Annotated in this window: 16 protein-coding genes; 9 read left to right on the forward strand and 7 right to left on the reverse strand. The window is 60.4% G+C overall.

Translation table 11 applies throughout. The annotated features are described in order from the left end of the window. Positions 1 to 169: 169 nt before the first annotated feature. Complete coding sequence (locus C2846_RS04205; protein WP_119700756.1) at positions 170 to 2347, forward strand: malate synthase G; 2178 nt, start codon at positions 170 to 172, stop codon at positions 2345 to 2347. Positions 2348 to 2396: 49 nt separating this feature from the next. Here C2846_RS04205 and ogt read toward each other — a convergent pair whose 3' ends face one another. Further along, positions 2397 to 2915 carry a methylated-DNA--[protein]-cysteine S-methyltransferase gene (ogt, locus tag C2846_RS04210; protein WP_080049415.1) on the reverse strand — a complete coding sequence of 173 codons (519 nt, stop codon included), beginning with the start codon at positions 2913 to 2915 and terminating at the stop codon, positions 2397 to 2399. Continuing rightward, a complete protein-coding gene (locus C2846_RS04215) occupies positions 2899 to 4398 on the reverse strand; it encodes an AlkA N-terminal domain-containing protein (protein ID WP_080049414.1) in 1500 nt (499 codons plus the stop codon). Before C2846_RS04215 ends, ogt begins: the two co-directional genes overlap by 17 nt. 126 nt (positions 4399 to 4524) lie before the next feature. Between C2846_RS04215 and C2846_RS04220 the strand changes: the two genes are divergently transcribed. Together C2846_RS04220 and C2846_RS04225 are read left to right on the forward strand one after the other, a co-directional pair. Further along, positions 4525 to 4842 carry an antibiotic biosynthesis monooxygenase family protein gene (locus C2846_RS04220; protein ID WP_119700757.1) on the forward strand — a complete coding sequence of 106 codons (318 nt, stop codon included), beginning with the start codon at positions 4525 to 4527 and terminating at the stop codon, positions 4840 to 4842. Between the two features lie 141 nt (positions 4843 to 4983). Then, the gene (locus tag C2846_RS04225) at positions 4984 to 5841 is read left to right on the forward strand and encodes a hypothetical protein (RefSeq protein ID WP_119700758.1); all 858 of its coding nucleotides are present in this window, start codon (positions 4984 to 4986) and stop codon (positions 5839 to 5841) included. On the opposite strand, the gene C2846_RS04230 is transcribed toward C2846_RS04225, so the two are convergent. Next, positions 5831 to 6361 (reverse strand): DUF3087 domain-containing protein, encoded by a 531-nt coding sequence (locus C2846_RS04230; RefSeq protein WP_119700759.1) that lies wholly within the window; start codon positions 6359 to 6361, stop codon positions 5831 to 5833. The genes C2846_RS04225 and C2846_RS04230 overlap by 11 nt on opposite strands. A gap of 133 nt (positions 6362 to 6494) precedes the next feature. Here C2846_RS04230 and C2846_RS04235 point away from each other — a divergent pair, with 133 nt between their 5' ends. The 4 genes from C2846_RS04235 (at position 6495) to C2846_RS04250 (ending at position 10588) form a co-directional block, all read left to right on the forward strand. Beyond that, a complete protein-coding gene (locus tag C2846_RS04235) occupies positions 6495 to 7058 on the forward strand; it encodes a TetR/AcrR family transcriptional regulator (RefSeq protein ID WP_205890094.1) in 564 nt (187 codons plus the stop codon). Then, positions 7058 to 8086 carry a metal-dependent hydrolase gene (locus C2846_RS04240; protein WP_165443756.1) on the forward strand — a complete coding sequence of 343 codons (1029 nt, stop codon included), beginning with the start codon at positions 7058 to 7060 and terminating at the stop codon, positions 8084 to 8086. The genes C2846_RS04235 and C2846_RS04240 overlap by 1 nt, the downstream gene beginning before the upstream one ends. 173 nt (positions 8087 to 8259) lie before the next feature. Continuing rightward, positions 8260 to 10158 carry an alpha/beta fold hydrolase gene (locus C2846_RS04245; RefSeq protein ID WP_165443757.1) on the forward strand — a complete coding sequence of 633 codons (1899 nt, stop codon included), beginning with the start codon at positions 8260 to 8262 and terminating at the stop codon, positions 10156 to 10158. Between the two features lie 58 nt (positions 10159 to 10216). Beyond that, positions 10217 to 10588 carry a thiol-disulfide oxidoreductase DCC family protein gene (locus tag C2846_RS04250; RefSeq protein ID WP_119700762.1) on the forward strand — a complete coding sequence of 124 codons (372 nt, stop codon included), beginning with the start codon at positions 10217 to 10219 and terminating at the stop codon, positions 10586 to 10588. Between the two features lie 42 nt (positions 10589 to 10630). Here the strand turns inward: C2846_RS04250 and C2846_RS04255 are convergent, their stop codons facing one another. Next, positions 10631 to 11347 carry a YebC/PmpR family DNA-binding transcriptional regulator gene (locus C2846_RS04255; RefSeq protein WP_119700763.1) on the reverse strand — a complete coding sequence of 239 codons (717 nt, stop codon included), beginning with the start codon at positions 11345 to 11347 and terminating at the stop codon, positions 10631 to 10633. A gap of 183 nt (positions 11348 to 11530) precedes the next feature. Between C2846_RS04255 and C2846_RS04260 the strand changes: the two genes are divergently transcribed. Then, entirely contained in the window at positions 11531 to 12091 is a 561-nt protein-coding gene (locus C2846_RS04260; protein ID WP_080049405.1) for a tetratricopeptide repeat protein, read from the forward strand. On the opposite strand, the gene lnt is transcribed toward C2846_RS04260, so the two are convergent. Next, entirely contained in the window at positions 12058 to 13695 is a 1638-nt protein-coding gene (gene lnt, locus C2846_RS04265; protein ID WP_119700764.1) for an apolipoprotein N-acyltransferase, read from the reverse strand. The genes C2846_RS04260 and lnt overlap by 34 nt on opposite strands. Before the next feature lie 150 nt (positions 13696 to 13845). Here lnt and C2846_RS04270 point away from each other — a divergent pair, with 150 nt between their 5' ends. Beyond that, positions 13846 to 14736, forward strand: coding sequence for an acyltransferase (locus tag C2846_RS04270; RefSeq protein WP_119700765.1), 891 nt, complete (start codon positions 13846 to 13848; stop codon positions 14734 to 14736). Here the strand turns inward: C2846_RS04270 and C2846_RS04275 are convergent. Together C2846_RS04275 and ald are read right to left on the reverse strand one after the other, a co-directional pair. Next, positions 14730 to 15056: a TraR/DksA family transcriptional regulator gene (locus C2846_RS04275; RefSeq protein WP_080049402.1), complete on the reverse strand. Its 327-nt coding sequence runs from the start codon at positions 15054 to 15056 to the stop codon at positions 14730 to 14732. The two genes, C2846_RS04270 and C2846_RS04275, sit on opposite strands and share 7 nt — an antisense overlap. Positions 15057 to 15133: 77 nt before the next feature. Then, positions 15134 to 16252 (reverse strand): alanine dehydrogenase, encoded by a 1119-nt coding sequence (ald, locus tag C2846_RS04280; RefSeq protein WP_080049401.1) that lies wholly within the window; start codon positions 16250 to 16252, stop codon positions 15134 to 15136. Positions 16253 to 16325 lie beyond the last annotated feature (73 nt).

Genomic DNA, 16325 nt, shown 5'->3' on the forward strand with positions numbered 1-16325 from the left:
TGGGCGCCTTGGCTGTCACCGCGAAAACCGCAGGATTGAGCCATGCAGGCACAGAATTCCACGCTTCACGCATGATTTGCAACCAATCATCGTGTAACATGCTGCGTCTCTAAAAACTACGTCCGGTTGCAGTAGCCTCCGGGACTTGTCTTCACAGTGAGGGTTTTCCATGACTCAACGCGTCCAAGTCGGCAGCTTGCAGGTTGCCAAGGTGCTTCACGACTTCATCAACGAGCGAGCCATTCCTGGCAGCGGTGTAGACGCTCAGACCTTCTGGACTGGTTTCGAAGCGCTGATCAACGACCTGGCACCGAAGAACAAGGCCCTGCTGGCCAAGCGTGACGAACTGCAAGCCCAGATCGACGCCTGGCATCAGGCCCGCGCCGGTCAGGCGCACAACCACGCCGAATACAAGGCATTCCTGCAGGAAATCGGTTACCTGCTGCCGGAACCGGCCGACTTCCAGGCCACTACCCAGAATGTCGACGAAGAAATCGCCACTCTGGCCGGCCCGCAGTTAGTAGTACCGGTTATGAACGCGCGCTTCGCCCTGAACGCTGCCAATGCCCGCTGGGGCTCGCTGTACGATGCACTGTACGGTACCGACGCCATTTCCGAAGACGGCGGCGCCACCAAAGGTCCGGGTTACAACGAAATTCGCGGCGCCAAAGTCATTGCCTTCGCCCGCGCCTTCCTCGATGAGGCAGCGCCGCTGGCAAAAGGTTCCCATGTTGATGCTACTGCCTACGTGATTCAGGATGCCAAACTGCTGATCAGCCTCAAGGATGGCAGCCAGACCGGCCTGCAGGAACCCGGCAAGCTGGTCGGCTACGTCGGCAACCCGGCCGAGCCGCAGGGCGTGCTGCTGAAGAACAACGGCCTGCACTTCGAAATCCAGATCGACCCGAGCAGCCCGATCGGCCAGACCGATGCTGCCGGTGTCAAAGACGTCCTGATGGAATCGGCGCTGACCACCATCATGGACTGTGAAGATTCAGTTGCCGCGGTCGATGCCGACGACAAGACCGTGGTCTACAGCAACTGGCTGGGCCTGATGAAGGGTGATCTGGCGGAAAGCGTCAGCAAGGGTGGCAGCACCTTTACCCGGACCATGAACCCGGATCGCGAATACACCGCGATCGACGGTTCGACCCTGACCCTGCACGGTCGCTCCATGCTGTTTGTACGTAACGTCGGCCATCTGATGACCAACGAAGCGATCCTCGATAAGGACGGCAACGAAGTGCCCGAAGGCATCATGGACGGCGCGGTGACCAGCCTGATCGCCCTGCACAACCTCAATGGCAACACCAGCCGCCGCAACACCCGCTGCGGCTCGGTGTACATCGTCAAGCCGAAGATGCACGGTCCGGAAGAAGTCGCCTTCACCAACGAACTGTTCGGCCGCGTCGAGGACATGCTGGGCATGGCCCGCAACACCCTCAAGGTCGGCATCATGGATGAGGAGCGTCGCACTACCGTCAACCTGAAGGCCTGTATCAAGGCCGCCAGCGAGCGCGTAGTGTTCATCAACACCGGTTTCCTTGACCGTACCGGTGACGAAATCCACACCTCGATGGAAGCCGGCGCCTTCATTCGCAAGGGCGATATCAAGGGCGCCAAGTGGATCGGTGCCTACGAGAACAACAACGTCGACATCGGTCTGGCCACCGGACTCAAGGGCCGCGCCCAGATCGGCAAGGGCATGTGGGCCATGCCGGATCTGATGGCCGCCATGCTTGAGCAGAAGATCGGTCACCCGCTGGCTGGCGCCAACACTGCCTGGGTTCCGTCCCCGACTGCCGCCACCCTGCACGCCCTGCACTACCACAAGGTCAATGTCGCCGAGCGCCAGGCCGAGCTGGCCAAGCGCGCCCCGGCCTCGGTTGACGATATCCTGAGCATCCCGCTGGCCGAGAACACCAACTGGTCAGCTGAGGAAATCCAGCAGGAGCTGGACAACAACGCCCAGGGCATCCTCGGCTACGTGGTGCGCTGGATCGATCAGGGCGTTGGCTGCTCCAAAGTGCCGGACATCAACGATGTGGGCCTGATGGAAGACCGCGCCACCCTGCGCATCTCCAGCCAGCACATCGCCAACTGGCTGCGTCACGGTATTTGCAGCGAAGAACAGGTGATGGAAACCATGAAGCGCATGGCCTCGGTGGTGGACCGCCAGAATGCCAGCGATCCGGCCTACAAGCCAATGGCGCCGAACTTCGACGACAGCGTCGCCTTCCAGGCAGCCATCGAGCTGTGCCTCGAGGGCTGCAAGCAGCCCAACGGCTACACCGAGCCGGTCCTGCATCGCCGTCGCCGTGAGTTCAAGGCCAAGTTCGGTCTGTAACCGCTGAGTGACCCCGAACCCCCGCCCTGGCGGGGGTTCTTTTTGCCCGCTAACTTCCCATCAGCCGCTGCTGCTCACTCTCATGCTCAAGCAGCCAGTGCTTGCGCCACAACCCACCACCGTATCCGGTCAACGCCCCGTTGGCCCCGATGACACGATGACAGGGCACAACCAGTGCAACCGGATTGGCGCCATTGGCCATGCCGACCGCCCGGCTGGCGCCAGGCTGGCCAATCAGCCGCGCCAAATCGGCGTAGCTACACGTACGCCCAGGCGCAATGGTACGCAGCGCCTGCCACACCCGTTGCTGAAAAGGCGTGCCGCCGGTGGCCACCACAATGTCATCGAGCGCCTCCAACTCGCCGGCAAAATAGGCGCGCAAGGCCTGCTTCACGTGGTCTGGCGCAGGTCCCGGGTCAAGCCGGTAAACCCGGTAGTGCAGACGCAACAGACGCTCCATCCGCTCACGGTAGTCTTCAAAATCCAGCGCCCGCAGTTGTCCCTGGTCATCGCAGACCAGTTGCAGCTCACCCAGCGCGGAGTCAAAACGCTCAAGCCACAGTTGCATGTCGATCATCCTCGGTTAGGGGCAGTGCGTTGCCTTCGGCGTCAGCCTGCCACAAATGCATCAATGCGTAGGCCCGCCACGGGCGCCAGGCCTCAGCCCGGGCCAACACCTGACGCACCCCGGGACGTTTCCCGGACTGACCAAGCGCCCGCTGCAAAGCGACATCAGAGGCCGGAATGGCATCGGTCTCCTGCAGGGCCCGTATAGCAATATACTGGGCAGTCCAGTCGCCAATTCCCGGTATCGCCCTCCAGCGCTCAAGGGTGCTCTCCAAATCCGCCTGACGGGCAAACCATTCGGGCTCGCGGACAAAAGCCTCAGCCAAATGCAGCAATGTCGCCAGTCGTGCGCCGGGCATGCCCAAGCCGTTCAGTGCCGGCGCTACGAAAGCCGCCGGCTCAGGAAAAAACCGCGTTATCCCGGGCCGACGCAAAGCCTCCGGCACCGGCTCGGCCAACCTTTCGACCAGATTCTGGGCGAGCCTGACGCCAGCCCCAACCGTAACCTGTTGGCCCAGCACTGCACGCACCGCGACCTCGAAAGGCTCCCAACCGCCAGGCAAACGCAATCCCGGACGCTTGTCGAGCAGCCCTGCCAAGCCCGGATCAGCCGCCAGGGTCTGACGAATCACCTGCGGATCGGCCTTGAGGTCAAACAAACAGCGCAGACGGTCAATCACCTGCGGCAGCACCTGCAGCCCAGACACACAGATATGTGCCCGCAAGGCGTGAGCCCCAGGCTCCTGCCTGACCCGGACCCAGCCATATTCGCGGCCAACCCTGATGCTGCGCTGATAGCTGTCCGCATCCACCAGCTCAACCCCTAGCAACGCCCGCTGACGCAAAAAAGCCAGCATGGCCTCCCAATCATAGGGGGGACGGTAAGCCAGCAACAGCGACAACTCGGACCACTGCCCGAACTCCTCGACCTGTTGCCGCAAGCTCCCGGGTGGGCGCATATACAAGCGCTGGAAGGTCTCATTGAAACGCCGCACGCTGCCAAAACCACTGGCCATGGCCACCGATGTCATCGGCAGACGGGTTTGGTGGATCAGTTGCTTGGCCAGCAACACCCGCCGGGTCTGTGCCACGGCGACCGGAGATGCGCCCAGATGACGCATGAACAGCCGGCGCAGATGTCGACTGCCCAACCCCAGCCGCTCAGCCAATGCCTCAACGCTGGCTTCATCCAAGGCTCCTGCTTCGATCAGGGCAAGCGCTCGGGATACTACCGCCGAGGTACCGGCCCAGGCCGCCGATGACGGCGAGCTTTCCGGGCGGCAACGCAGACAGGGGCGAAACCCCGCCTCCTGCGCCGCCGCCGCACTGGTGACGAACAGGCAATTTTCCAGCCGCGGCGTGCGGGCCGGGCAAATCGGTCGGCAGTACACCCCGGTACTTTTCACACAGGTGAAGAAGCGTCCGTCATAACGGACATCCCGGGCCTGGACCGCCTGATAACAGGTTGCTGGAGAGAGTTTCATGCCCTCATTCTAGCCAGCCCAACGCCCCCTGCTAGCGGTTTTCGGACCTGCAGCTTGGAATCCGGATCAGTCGAACCTGCGGCCTTTGGTCTAGGCTAACGCCAAAAGCCGTGTCAGGAGCCTGCGATGAAATACATCTTCGAAGTACACATCAAACCAGGCTGTCGCGCCGAGGACTACGCCCAGGCCTGGGTGCGCGCCAGCGAATTGATTCAGCAGGCACCCGGCGCCCTGGGGACAGAATTGCACCGCAAGCTAGGCGACCCCGGCACACTGATCGCCATCGCCCACTGGGACAGCAAAGCCAGCCGCGATGCCATGGAGTCGCAGCACAATCCTCAGGTCGCAGCGATCATTCGTGAAGCGGCCAGGTTCTGTGAAATTCGCCTGATTGGCGAGTTCGAGGAGCCTGAGTGGGTGGTCCATCCCCAACCACCGACATAACTGATACTCTTGCTCGCAAACCAAAGTTCAGGGATCGAAAGGACGCAATGACGAACATTCAGACCGCCGTCGAATGCTTGTATCGCTGGGAAATGTTCAGCCCACCCGAACAGCAACCCAGCATCAAAACTGGTTAACACCATGACCAGTTGTCATGCATCACCGCTATACCGGTGGCTGTACTTCTGCTGCCTGACGGCGCTCCTGAGTTTCTCCGGACCGGTTTTTTCAGACCACGAGCAGTCTCTCACCCTGCGCCTGGCCGGCACACCAGAGTCGTTCGGCTACACCGCGGCCATACTTTCCCACGCACTGCGGGCCCAAGGGGTTGTTACTGACATCCACAGAGCAGCCGGCAATCTGCCGATGACCCGCCTGGAGTACATGCTGGAAAACGGCACCTTGAGCGCCGCCATTCTGGGTCGTACTGAAGAACGTGATCGGCGCTTGCTGCCCATCGCCATAGGCATGACCGACAACCTGGTCAATCAGCGCATCCTGTTTATCCCGCAGGGCACCCAGGCTACTTACGATAACGTTCACAGCCTGGAAGACTTCGTTCGGCTGAACAAGGTAGCCGGGATGGGCCAAGCCTGGGCTGATCGTCTGATCTGGGAAGCCAACGGCCTGGCCGTGCAGCCCTTGGACGGCGACTGGCGCCGCCTGTACCGCATGGTGGCTTCGCAGGCGCGGGGCATCGACTATCTTCCCCGTGCCGCCTACGAAATCGCCGCCGAATGGCCAAGCCACCCGGACCTGGCCGTTGAACAGCATCTGGTCCTGGTGTATGAACAGGATCATATTCTCTACGTCTCGCCAGCAGAGCCTGAGCTGCACCAACTACTACTTAAAGCCTTGAACGAAGCTGCCCGGAGCGGACTCATCCGACGCCTGGCCCGCGAGCACTACGCCGAAGTCTTCGAGCCGCCGGTCAACCTAGGCGAGCGTCGCGCCATTGTGCTGATAGCGCCCGAACGGGAGCATCCTGTCATTCCCTGACATCGTTTTTCACCGCATCCAACCAAGCCTCGTCCAGCCGACACAAATCAACCTCCAGCCCCTGCGTTTCCATCCGTTCCCGGTGCTGATCCATTTCCCGCACCATCTGGCTCAGACCTTCAGTATTACCTTCCAGGCGGTGCATCTCCTCCAACCCCAGATGGTAGAAACGCAACAGCTTCATAGCCTGCGGATTGTCCCGTTCCACCCCAGCCTTGAGCAGATGCATAGCGTTGGTAATACGCATCAGGTTGCGCTTGAGGCGCCAGCCATATACAGCGGCCGCCATCCAGGGTTGCCGGCATAGGTAGCCACGCACCAGTATGACCGTCAGTGCCAGCCCGGCCAGGATGCCGGCCAGGTTCCAGCGAAAATTGTTACCACCCGGCTCGCCGAACAACTGAACCGACAGGCTGGCCAGCAGCATCGCCAGCGTGGCGAATATCACAATCAGAATCAGGCTGCTGCGCCGCGTCTGCTGACGGTAGTTTTCCGGATCTAACCGCTGAATCTCAAACATACTGACAACTCCCCAAAAGCTCGGCGGCCATTATGGCCCGACACCCTACGACATGCACCCCGGCGCCTTCCTCATCAGCGGCCCACGACCAGCCGCCTATACTGTTGGGATAGACCGTCCCGAGGTGCTCGCCATGGTTTCCAAGCAGCAGATTCTCGACCAGGCGCTGACGCAGGCCAACCAGTGCGGCTGGGAAAAGCTGACGCTCAACGACATCGCCCAGGCTCTGGCCATTCCCCTGGCCGAGATCTATCAGCACTTCCCGCAAAAGGACGATCTGGTCGAAGCCTGGTTCGACCGTGCCGACCAGACGCTGCTGGCCAAGGTGCCCAACCCGGAATGGGCGGCACTGCCGGCCATGGAGCGGATCGAGCAGGTAATACTCTGTTGGCTGGATGCGATGGCAGGCTACCGGGAACTGACTGGTCAGATGCTGCTGTACAAGCTGGAGCCCGGGCACATTCATTTGCAGGCAGCGGGCGTGCTGAGAATCAGCCGGACTGTGCAATGGTTCCGTGAAGCGGCGGCGCTGGAGGCCAGTCATGCCCACCGCATTGGCCAGGAAATTGCCTTGAGTACGCTGTTCATTGCTACTTTCATTCACTGGCTACGCGACGACTCCTGCGATCAGCAGGACACCCGCGATTTTCTGCATCGCAAACTGCTCGCCGGGAGCGGCTTTGGGCTCTGGCTGTAGTGGATACCCTGACCCATGCGGTGATCGGAGCACTGGGCGCACGCACGCTCATCGCACAGCGCCTGCCACGACGCTGGAGCCTGGCCGCAGGCGCCCTGGGTGGTTTTTTCCCAGACATCGATTACTTATGGTTTTTGCTTGATCCGCTACAGTTTCACGCCTACTGGCACCGCAGCTTTACCCACTCGCTACTCATGCTGCCGCTCTGGGCCTTGCTGCTCAGCGTGACACTGTATCTGTTGGGAGGCCGCAAGCAGAACGGATGGCTGCTGTATCTGGGTTGCGCTCTGGGACTGGGGCTGCATATCGCTGCCGACCTGATCACCGCCTGGGATCTGCAACTCTTCTGGCCATTGAGCGATTGGCGCACCTCGCTGGCCTGGATCTTTGTTATCGATCCCTGGTTTTCCGCCCTGGCCCTGACCGCACTGCTACTGTGCTGGCGCTGGCCACATGCCGGCTGGCTGGGCGCCGCCCCGTTGGTGCTGTGGCTTATCTGGAGCATACAGTACAAGCAGCAGGCGCTGGAGCTGGCCCAGGCATTCGCTCAGCAGCAGGCAGAGGCCGCTCAAGTCAGCGTCTGGCCTCAGCCATTCTCGCCACGCAACTGGAAACTGCTGGTCAGCGGTACACACGGCCACTGGCAGGCGCATCTCAGACTCGGTGACAGCAGGTCGCGCCTGGCCGACTACTGGCCCCACCCCTGGCTGCGCTCCACAGCCCAGGCCTACCAGCCTCACTCTGCCCTGATCTGGCAATTCCACCCGCGCTTTGACAGCCCGCAAGGGGATGGCGAAACTGCCCTTCAGCTCTGGCACAGCGAGATGCTGCAGGATGTTCGGCAGTTCTTCAGCGCGCCAGCTCGCTACCACCAGCCCGACAGCAGTGCAAACCATTGCCTGTGGTTCACCGACCTGATCTATAGCCTACCCACCCAGCGTCCGCCGTTCATCTATGGCGCCTGCCGCTCCCCATCAAGCGTCTGGCAGTTGTCCCGCCAACCAGTTACTGCCACCAGCGCAGAATAGCCCGCCTTAATATTGAATGAACATTCGTTTTTTATTGACGTGAAAACCCCGCCGCGGATAACCTATTTGGGCTATATAGAAAAATTGCCTCACAGCAATACACTCATGCCATATGATTCAGGCGGCTCATGGCCGTTCGATCAGCACAAACTCTAAAAACAATGAGGTCATGCATGAAAACGTTCCCCCAGCCCGCCGTCATTCGACGTTACTGGGCTTTCCCCCTGCTGGGTCTGACGGCCGTCATCGGTAGCGGCTGCCTTTCCAGCTCGGGTTCCAGCAACCGCAGCGCCACCGTCCATCAGGGCGTATTCATCGACAGTCCGGTAACCGGTCTGAGCTATGAAACCGCTACTCAGAACGGAACAACCGACGAGCAGGGCAACTTCCGCTATCAGAGCGGGGAAACCGTTCGTTTCAGCATTGGCGGAATCGACCTGGGCACCGCTCCGGGTCAGGCGGTTCTGACACCACTGGAGCTGGTCGAAGATGCTGCGGACAGCTCTGATCCTGCGGTACTCAACCTGTCCCGATTCCTGCAGAGCCTGGATGCCGATGGCAACCTCAGCAACGGTATCCAGCTCAGTACAGCACTGATTGAGGTCATCGAGGCTTACGCAGAAAGCACTCCCGGCTTTCACCTGGACTTCGCCGACACCGCCGCCTTCGAAACGCTGATGAGCGCCAACGACGGGCTGCTGGCCCAACTCAACGATGCCGCCGTTTTCGCCGAGAACGCACAAGGTAAAAACCGGGGACTGCGCTCGGCAAATCAGGCCTGGCAACACCTCCAGGACTCGCTGGCTGTGCAGAACGGTGATCTGACTCTGGACAAACGCCCGATCCTGTTCGTCCATGGTGGTGCTGGCTCTGCCTCGCAGTTCGAATCACAGGCACAACGCTTCATCGCCAACGGCTATCCACGCAGCTATCTGGCAACCTACGAGTACAACACCAGCCCGCCGGACTTCGTCCAGACCACGGTTCAGCTCGACGCCGCCATTGATGCCCTGCTGCTCAGCACCGGTGCCGATCAGGTCAACCTGATGGGCCATTCAATGGGTACCGAAGTCAGCCGTATCTACCTCAGCGATCCGGAGCGCGCCGCCAAGGTGCACCGCTATGTCAACCTGGATGGTCGTGAAGGCGACAGCCCGCCCGGAGGTGTTCCGACCCTGGTACTCTGGGGACAGTATGTCGATCGTGAAGTGGTCGGTGCCGAAAACGTCTACCCCAGTGTGGAGGACCCGGTCGGTCATATCGAGGTGGCCACAGCAGCCGACTCCTTCGCCCGGATGTATCGGTTCTTCAATGCTGACAACGCCCCAGCGACAACACGGATTCCCGAAGCTGACGGTGATCATGTATGGATTTCCGGACGGGCCAACATCTTCCCGGCCAATGTCGGAGCAGTAGGTACCGTGCTGGAAATCAGCGAGGTCGACCCCGCCACCGGACGCCCCCTGGGCAGTCAGCCTGATCACAGCCAGCCGATCAGCGAGGATGGTCACTGGGGCCCTATGCGGATCAACAAGGGTGGCAGCTATGAATTCGTACTGCGTCGCCCCGGAGTCGCCAATGCTGACCACTACTTCTACCGCGAGCCTTACCTGCAGGATAACCACCAGATTCGGCTGAACACCTCAGCGCCAGGAACCGGAGTCGGCGCTCTGCTGCACCGCAGCCCGAACCACACCAACCTGAGCATCAGTCGTGACATGGAACTCTGGGGGGATCAGGGTGAGCGCAACGATGTGCTGCGAGTCAATGGCACCAACGTGATCACTGCCCAGACCGGACCGCTGCTCCAGCGCCTGAGTAACATCTTCCTGCATGACCGCAACAGCGATGGCGTAAGCAACCTGGGCTTTGCCGACCCGGTCTTCCACGCCATTCCGTTCATGTCTGGTCTGGACCTGTTCCTGCCGGCGGCGGCCGAGCCGGATGATGTAATCGCCATTGAGTTGATCTCACGCCGGGGTACCGGCAGTCAACAGCAGATCAACGTACCTAACTGGCCTTCCAGCCAGGTGCGCTCGGTGTCGGTGCACTTCCGCGACTACCACGACTGAGCTACTCCCTCCCGACCCGGCCTATACTTCAGACATGGCCGGAGTCGGGAGGTACCACATGCTATCCACCCCAGGCCCCTTGACCGTGTTCTACGACGGTGCCTGCCCGCGCTGCGTGGGCGACCGCCGACGCTATGAATGGCTGGCCGGCAAAACCGGCAAGGACGTGCTCTGGCTGGATATCACTGGCCGGGATGAAGAGTTGCGCAGCCTCGGCATCAACCCACGCCAGGCCTTGTTGGAGCTGCATGTGCGCGATGGCTGTGGCCACATACACCGGGAACTGGATGCCTATATCGTGCTGATGTCACGAGTACGCACGCTGCGACCACTGGCCTGGCTGATCGCGCTGCCGGGACTGCGGCCACTGCTGTCATGGGCCTATCGGCGCTGGGTAGCGCGGCGGTTGGAGCGGAGCGGCCGGCTCTGAGAAACCTTTTACCCAAGGCTCATGGGCCGGCCGCTACCGACCTCAAAACTCAGCGTTGTGGTAAACGTTCTGCACGTCGTCCAGGTCGTTGAGCATATCGAGGAACTTGTCGAACATTGCCAGATCATCACCTTCAATTTTGGTGCTGGTCTGCGGCAGGAACTGAATTTCATCAACAATGAAATCGATATCGCCCAAGGCCTCGGTCAATGCCTGCTTGGCCTTGGCGTACTCGGTATTGGGAGTAAAGACGGTAATCTGCCCGCCTTCATTCTCGATGTCGGTCACATCGACATCCGCCATCATCAGCGCTTCCAGTACCGCCTCTTCGTCATCGGCCTTGAAGGCGAAAATCGCGCAATGATCGAACATGTGGCTGACACTGCCCGAAGTACCCAGTTTGCACTTGGTCTTGGTAAAGCAGTGACGTACATCGGCAATGGTTCGGTTGGGGTTGTCGGTCAGGCAGTCGACGATGACCATGCAGTTGCCCGGTCCAAACCCTTCATAACGAGCCAGTGCGAAGTCCTCGCCGCCGGCGCCCTTGGCCTTGTCGATGGCCTTGTCGATCACATGCGCTGGCACCTGATCCTTCTTGGCCCGCTCGATCAGGCCTCGCAGGGTCAGGTTGCCAGCCGGGTCGATGCCGCCGGACTTGGCGCTGACATAGATCTCGCGAGCGTATTTGCTGTAAAGCTTGGTTTTCATGTCGGCCGTTTTGGCCATGGATTCTTTGCGGTTCTGATAGGCGCGGCCCATGGGTGCTCTTCCGTATGGTCGTTCGGCAAAGCGTCGATTTTACGCCCTGAGTCAGAAAATGTTGATGTTTTTATCAACCTGACAGGACCAAAGTGCCGAACGATCCCCACCTTGGTGCTAGCGACCCACCTGCCTGCCCCTGCTAGGCTGATTCCACTCTGCCCTTGCTCGCGGGAGCCCACTATGTCGCGTCGCCTGTATTTACTGCTGGTTCTCTGCGGTGCCCTTATGGGCCCGTCACCCGTAATCGCCGAAGATGATCAGGCGCGGGTTGGGCGTGAAATGATTCAGGCGCTCGAAGCCTACGCCGTCTATAAAATGGGCGACTACGAACTGGCCTACAGCCGCTACCTGGCGCTGGCCGAAGCCGGCAACCGGCAGGGCATGCTCAATGTCGCCAACATGCACGCGCTGGGCCAGGGCGTGCCCATGGATCATGCTCTGGCCTTCCAGTGGTATCTGCGCGCTGCCGAAGCTGGTGACCCAATCGCTCAGTATGAGGTGGGTAAAGCCTATGACCTGGGTCAGGGTGTCGAAGAAGACCTGAGCTTGGCTCAACACTGGTATGAACGGGCCGCCGAAGGCAACAACCCAGATGCCTTGTGGGAGCTGGGCAAGCGTGACTATGACCACGAGCGACTGGAAACCGGGCTGGCGCTGATTCGCCGGGCCGCCGAGGCTGGCCAGCCGACCGCCCGGTTGTTTCTGCATCAGTTGGAAGCAGAGGCCTCACACGGACCGTAACGATAGCGGCGTAGGCCGGCAGCCAGCAGCAACAAGGCAAGCCCCGCCAGCAAAAAACTCTCCGTCAGCCAAGGATAACGGCTGAACAGGCTCCCACCACTGACGGGTGAAAACGGCAGATCGACCAACAACTCCGCCCGGGTGAATGCTTCGGTGCCGGCCACTACCCGCCCCTGTGGCGATGCCGCGACCGAAGGGCCGTTATTGATCAGGTGCACCATAGGCACACGGTTTTCCACCGCCCGCACAATCGACATGGCGCGGTGCTGGAAAGGTTGATTAGTTTCGCCAAACCAGTTGTCCTGTGAGACGAACAACAGTAGTTTGCCGGCGCTATCGGCCCCCACCGCCTGGGCATTAAAACGCGGGAAGGCCGCCTCATAGCAAATCTTCGGCACTATGCGCATGCCGTCCAGCTCAAACACCGAGTGACTCTGCCCGGCTCGCAACGGCCGCAGAAACTCACCCAGAAAAAACTCGGAAAGATGGCGCAGGCCAGGCAACTGAAAAAACTCCGGCAGATACTCGCCAAAGGGCATACGCAGCATCTTGCGGTAAAAGCCCTGCTGCTCACCGTCCGCCCCCAGCAGCACCATGCTGTTGAAACTGACCTGCCGACTGTTGACCCAACGCCGTTCCACATCATGAAAAATCAGCGGCAACTGCCACTCGGACAACTGCCGGGCCCAGGCCTCTCTGACGCTGTACAGTTCGAACCAACCCTTGTAGCGCGCCTCCGGCCACACCACCCACTCGGCACCAGCCTGCTGCAAGCGCGCCGTGGCGGCCATTTCTTCAGGAAATTCGCGGCTAAAGCCTGGTGCCGGCGGTGGAATCTCGATGCTGGGCGGGTCATTGGGTTGCACCAGGCCAATGCGCCGAGTCTCCCACCCTTCCACCCGCTGATCCCAAAGGTCGAGGCTCAGTACGCCGTACAGCATCCAGGCCGCCAGCAAACTCCAGCCACCGATCTGCAGCCGGGTTGCCAGGCGGGCATACTGTGGTAGCGGCCGCCACAATCGATAAACCAGCACGGCAAACAACAGCATGGCCAGATCCATGCCCTTGGCCCCGAACACTGCAACACCTTGCAGGCCCAGCAAAAACTCGGTCTGGGTTTCCGCGAAGTTGGTTTCGAACAGGGCTGGGTAAAGTACCGTAAGGCTCACGAAAGCCAACGGAAAGCTCAACACATCCCAGGCTGGCAGTTGCTGCGACAGGTAGCGATACAAGAGGCCGGCCAACCCCAGCAGCAGCCCGGAATACAGCCAGAACAACATCGCCAGCCCCATGCTGGACAACCAGCTCAAGCCCTTGAGATTGATGGCGAAATCGATCATCCAGTAGCAGGTCCCGGCGAAATACAGCGTGCCAGCGAACCAGCCCAGCAACAGCGCCAGCCCCGGTCGGCTGTCGTCCAGCGCCCACAGCAGCGGGATCCAGCCCAGCCAGGCCAACCAGAACAGTTGCGGATACAACCAGGGAAGAAACAGCAGTACGGCACTCAGCCCGGACAGCAGAAAGCGCCAAACAACGCCCCGCCGCCTCAGGACGGGCCTGGAAAGCTCGAGCACGGGGCCAGGTGTCGGCTCAAGAGAAGACATGTACAGCTCCTGTTGGCGGCATGTCAGGCTAGAAGTGACCGCCACCTGCCGCAATCCCCTGTTCGGGTGAATGCACTTGCATTTCAACTGTCACCCAGGCGAAAAATCATTATGCTTGCAAGCTCGGCCGCAAGAAAGGAACTGTTTTACATGCCCCATTGGTTGACCGGCGTACTCACCTGCCTGCTGATCCTGCTCAATACCCTGATCGGCATTGGCCCAATGCTGATACTTGGAATCATCAAGGCTCTCGTGCCTCACCCTGCCAGCCGCCGCTTCTGCTCGCGCTGGATCATGTGGATCGCCGAAACCTGGGCCGAACTCAACAAACAGATCTTTGCCCTCATGACCCCAACCCACTGGGATATCCGCTGTGACACGCCGCTGGAAAGCAACCACTCCTATCTGGTGATCAGCAACCACCAGTCCTGGGTCGACATCCCGGCTCTGGTTCAAGCTTTCAATCGCAAGACGCCGTACTTCAAGTTCTTCCTCAAAAAAGAACTGATCTGGGTGCCCTTTCTGGGACTGGCTTTCTGGGCGCTTGATTACCCGTTCATGAAGCGTTACAGCAAGGCGCATCTGGCCAAACACCCGGAAGATGCCGGCAAGGATCTGGAAATCACCAAGCGCGCCTGCGAAAAGTTTCATTCGATCCCGGTGACCGTGGTCAACTACTTGGAAGGGACCCGTTTTACTCCAGCCAAACATGCTGCCCAGCAATCGCCCTACCAGCACCTGCTCAAACCCAAGTCTGGTGGAATTGCCTTCGTCATGGCCGCACTGGGCGAACAGATGAAGTCACTGCTGGATGTCACCATCCTCTATCCCGAAGGCAAGCCGCCGGGCTTCTGGGCTTTGGTTAGCGGCCGGGTTGAACGGGTGGTGGTGGATATTCGCGGCCTGGATGTACCCACAGAGCTGTTCAAGGGCGACTATGCAAACGATCCGCAGTTTCGCCAGCAGTTCCAGGACTGGGTCAACCAACTATGGCAGGACAAGGATCGGCGCCTTGAACAATTACGTGCCGAGCGTCACTGACGCTCGGCCAGATCGGCACAGCCGATGCAGTATTCGGCCGCAGGCAAGGCTTCCAACCGGGCCGGAGCTATGGCTTCACCGCAACGCTGGCAGATACCATATTCGCCCTGCTTATAGCGCTCGATCGCTAGCGCCACTCGGCGCTGAAGTTCACTGGACTCGGCCAGCAAGGCTTCCATGACCTCGTCATTCTCACGCTCCTGAGCCTGTTCGGCCGTATCGCTGGAGTAGCGCGCAGCCAAGTCCCTGCGCAGCGCACTGCTACGCGCGGCATAGTCATCGTGCAGCCGTTGCAAACGGCTCAAGGTGGTATCGGACATGGCATGACTCCCAACCTGATGATGCGGCTAACCGGACTCAGTTTAGCCAACGGTCAACCGCACCATACTGATGCAGATCAAAGCCCGGCCAGGGCCTGCTCAAGGGCTTGCACCGGCAACCCCAGCGCCTCAGCCACGCTGGCGTTGGTCAGCTGCCCGGCGCAGACATTGAGACCGTTGAGCAGGTGCGGATCATCGCCAAGGGCCTGCCTGGCCCCCTTATTGGCCAAGGCGAGAACAAACGGCAAGGTGGCATTGTTGAGTGCTTGGGTCGAGGTCCGTGCCACAGCCCCAGGCATATTGGCCACACAGTAGTGCACCACTTCATCAACCACATAAGTCGGATCGGCATGCGTGGTCGGACGTGAAGTTTCGGCGCAGCCACCCTGGTCAATGGCAACATCCACCAGCACCGCACCCGGCTGCATTCGCCGCACCAGTTCAGCACTGATCAGCTTGGGCGCCGCTGCCCCCGGGATCAGCACCGCCCCCACCACCAGGTCAGCGCCGCACAGCTGTTCTTCAACGACTGATGCGGTGGAATACAAGGTGGTAATGCGGTTGCCATACTGAGCATCAAGCCGCCGCAGCACATCGGGGTTCTTGTCCAGCACGCTGACATCGGCTCCAATACCGACCGCCATGGCCAGGGCATTGGCGCCCACCACACCACCGCCCAAAATTACGACCTTGCCACGCGGCACCCCGGGCACTCCACCCAGTAAGACGCCCCGTCCACCTCGGGCCTTTTCCAGGCAACTGGCCCCGGCCTGAATCGCCATGCGCCCTGCTACCTCAGACATTGGTGCCAGCAATGGCAGACGCCCCTGAGCATCGGTCACGGTTTCATAGGCGATGCAGGTTGCCCCGCTGGCCAGCAGATCTTCGGTCTGGGCCCGGTCTGGCGCCAGATGCAGGTAAGTGAATAATACCTGGCCAGGGCGCAACCGGGCCCGCTCTTCGGCCTGAGGCTCCTTGACCTTGACGATCAGATCGGCTTCGGCAAAGACCTGTTCAGCACTCACCAGCTTCGCCCCCGCGGCCTGATAGGCCGCATTGTCAAAACCGATGGCCTGGCCGGCATCACGCTCGACACTGACCTGATGACCATGGCGTACCAGCTCCATTACTGCCTGGGGCGTCAGGCCGACCCGGTACTCATGGTTCTTGATTTCCTTGGGCACACCAACATGCATGATGTTCACTCCTCAACAGCGCCACACATTCTTACTCACCAGTGTAGAAGCCGGCCCCAAGGATTCAATTAAA

This window comes from Pseudomonas jilinensis (assembly GCF_003586265.1).
Taxonomy (GTDB): Bacteria; Pseudomonadota; Gammaproteobacteria; order Pseudomonadales; family Pseudomonadaceae; genus Halopseudomonas; species Halopseudomonas phragmitis.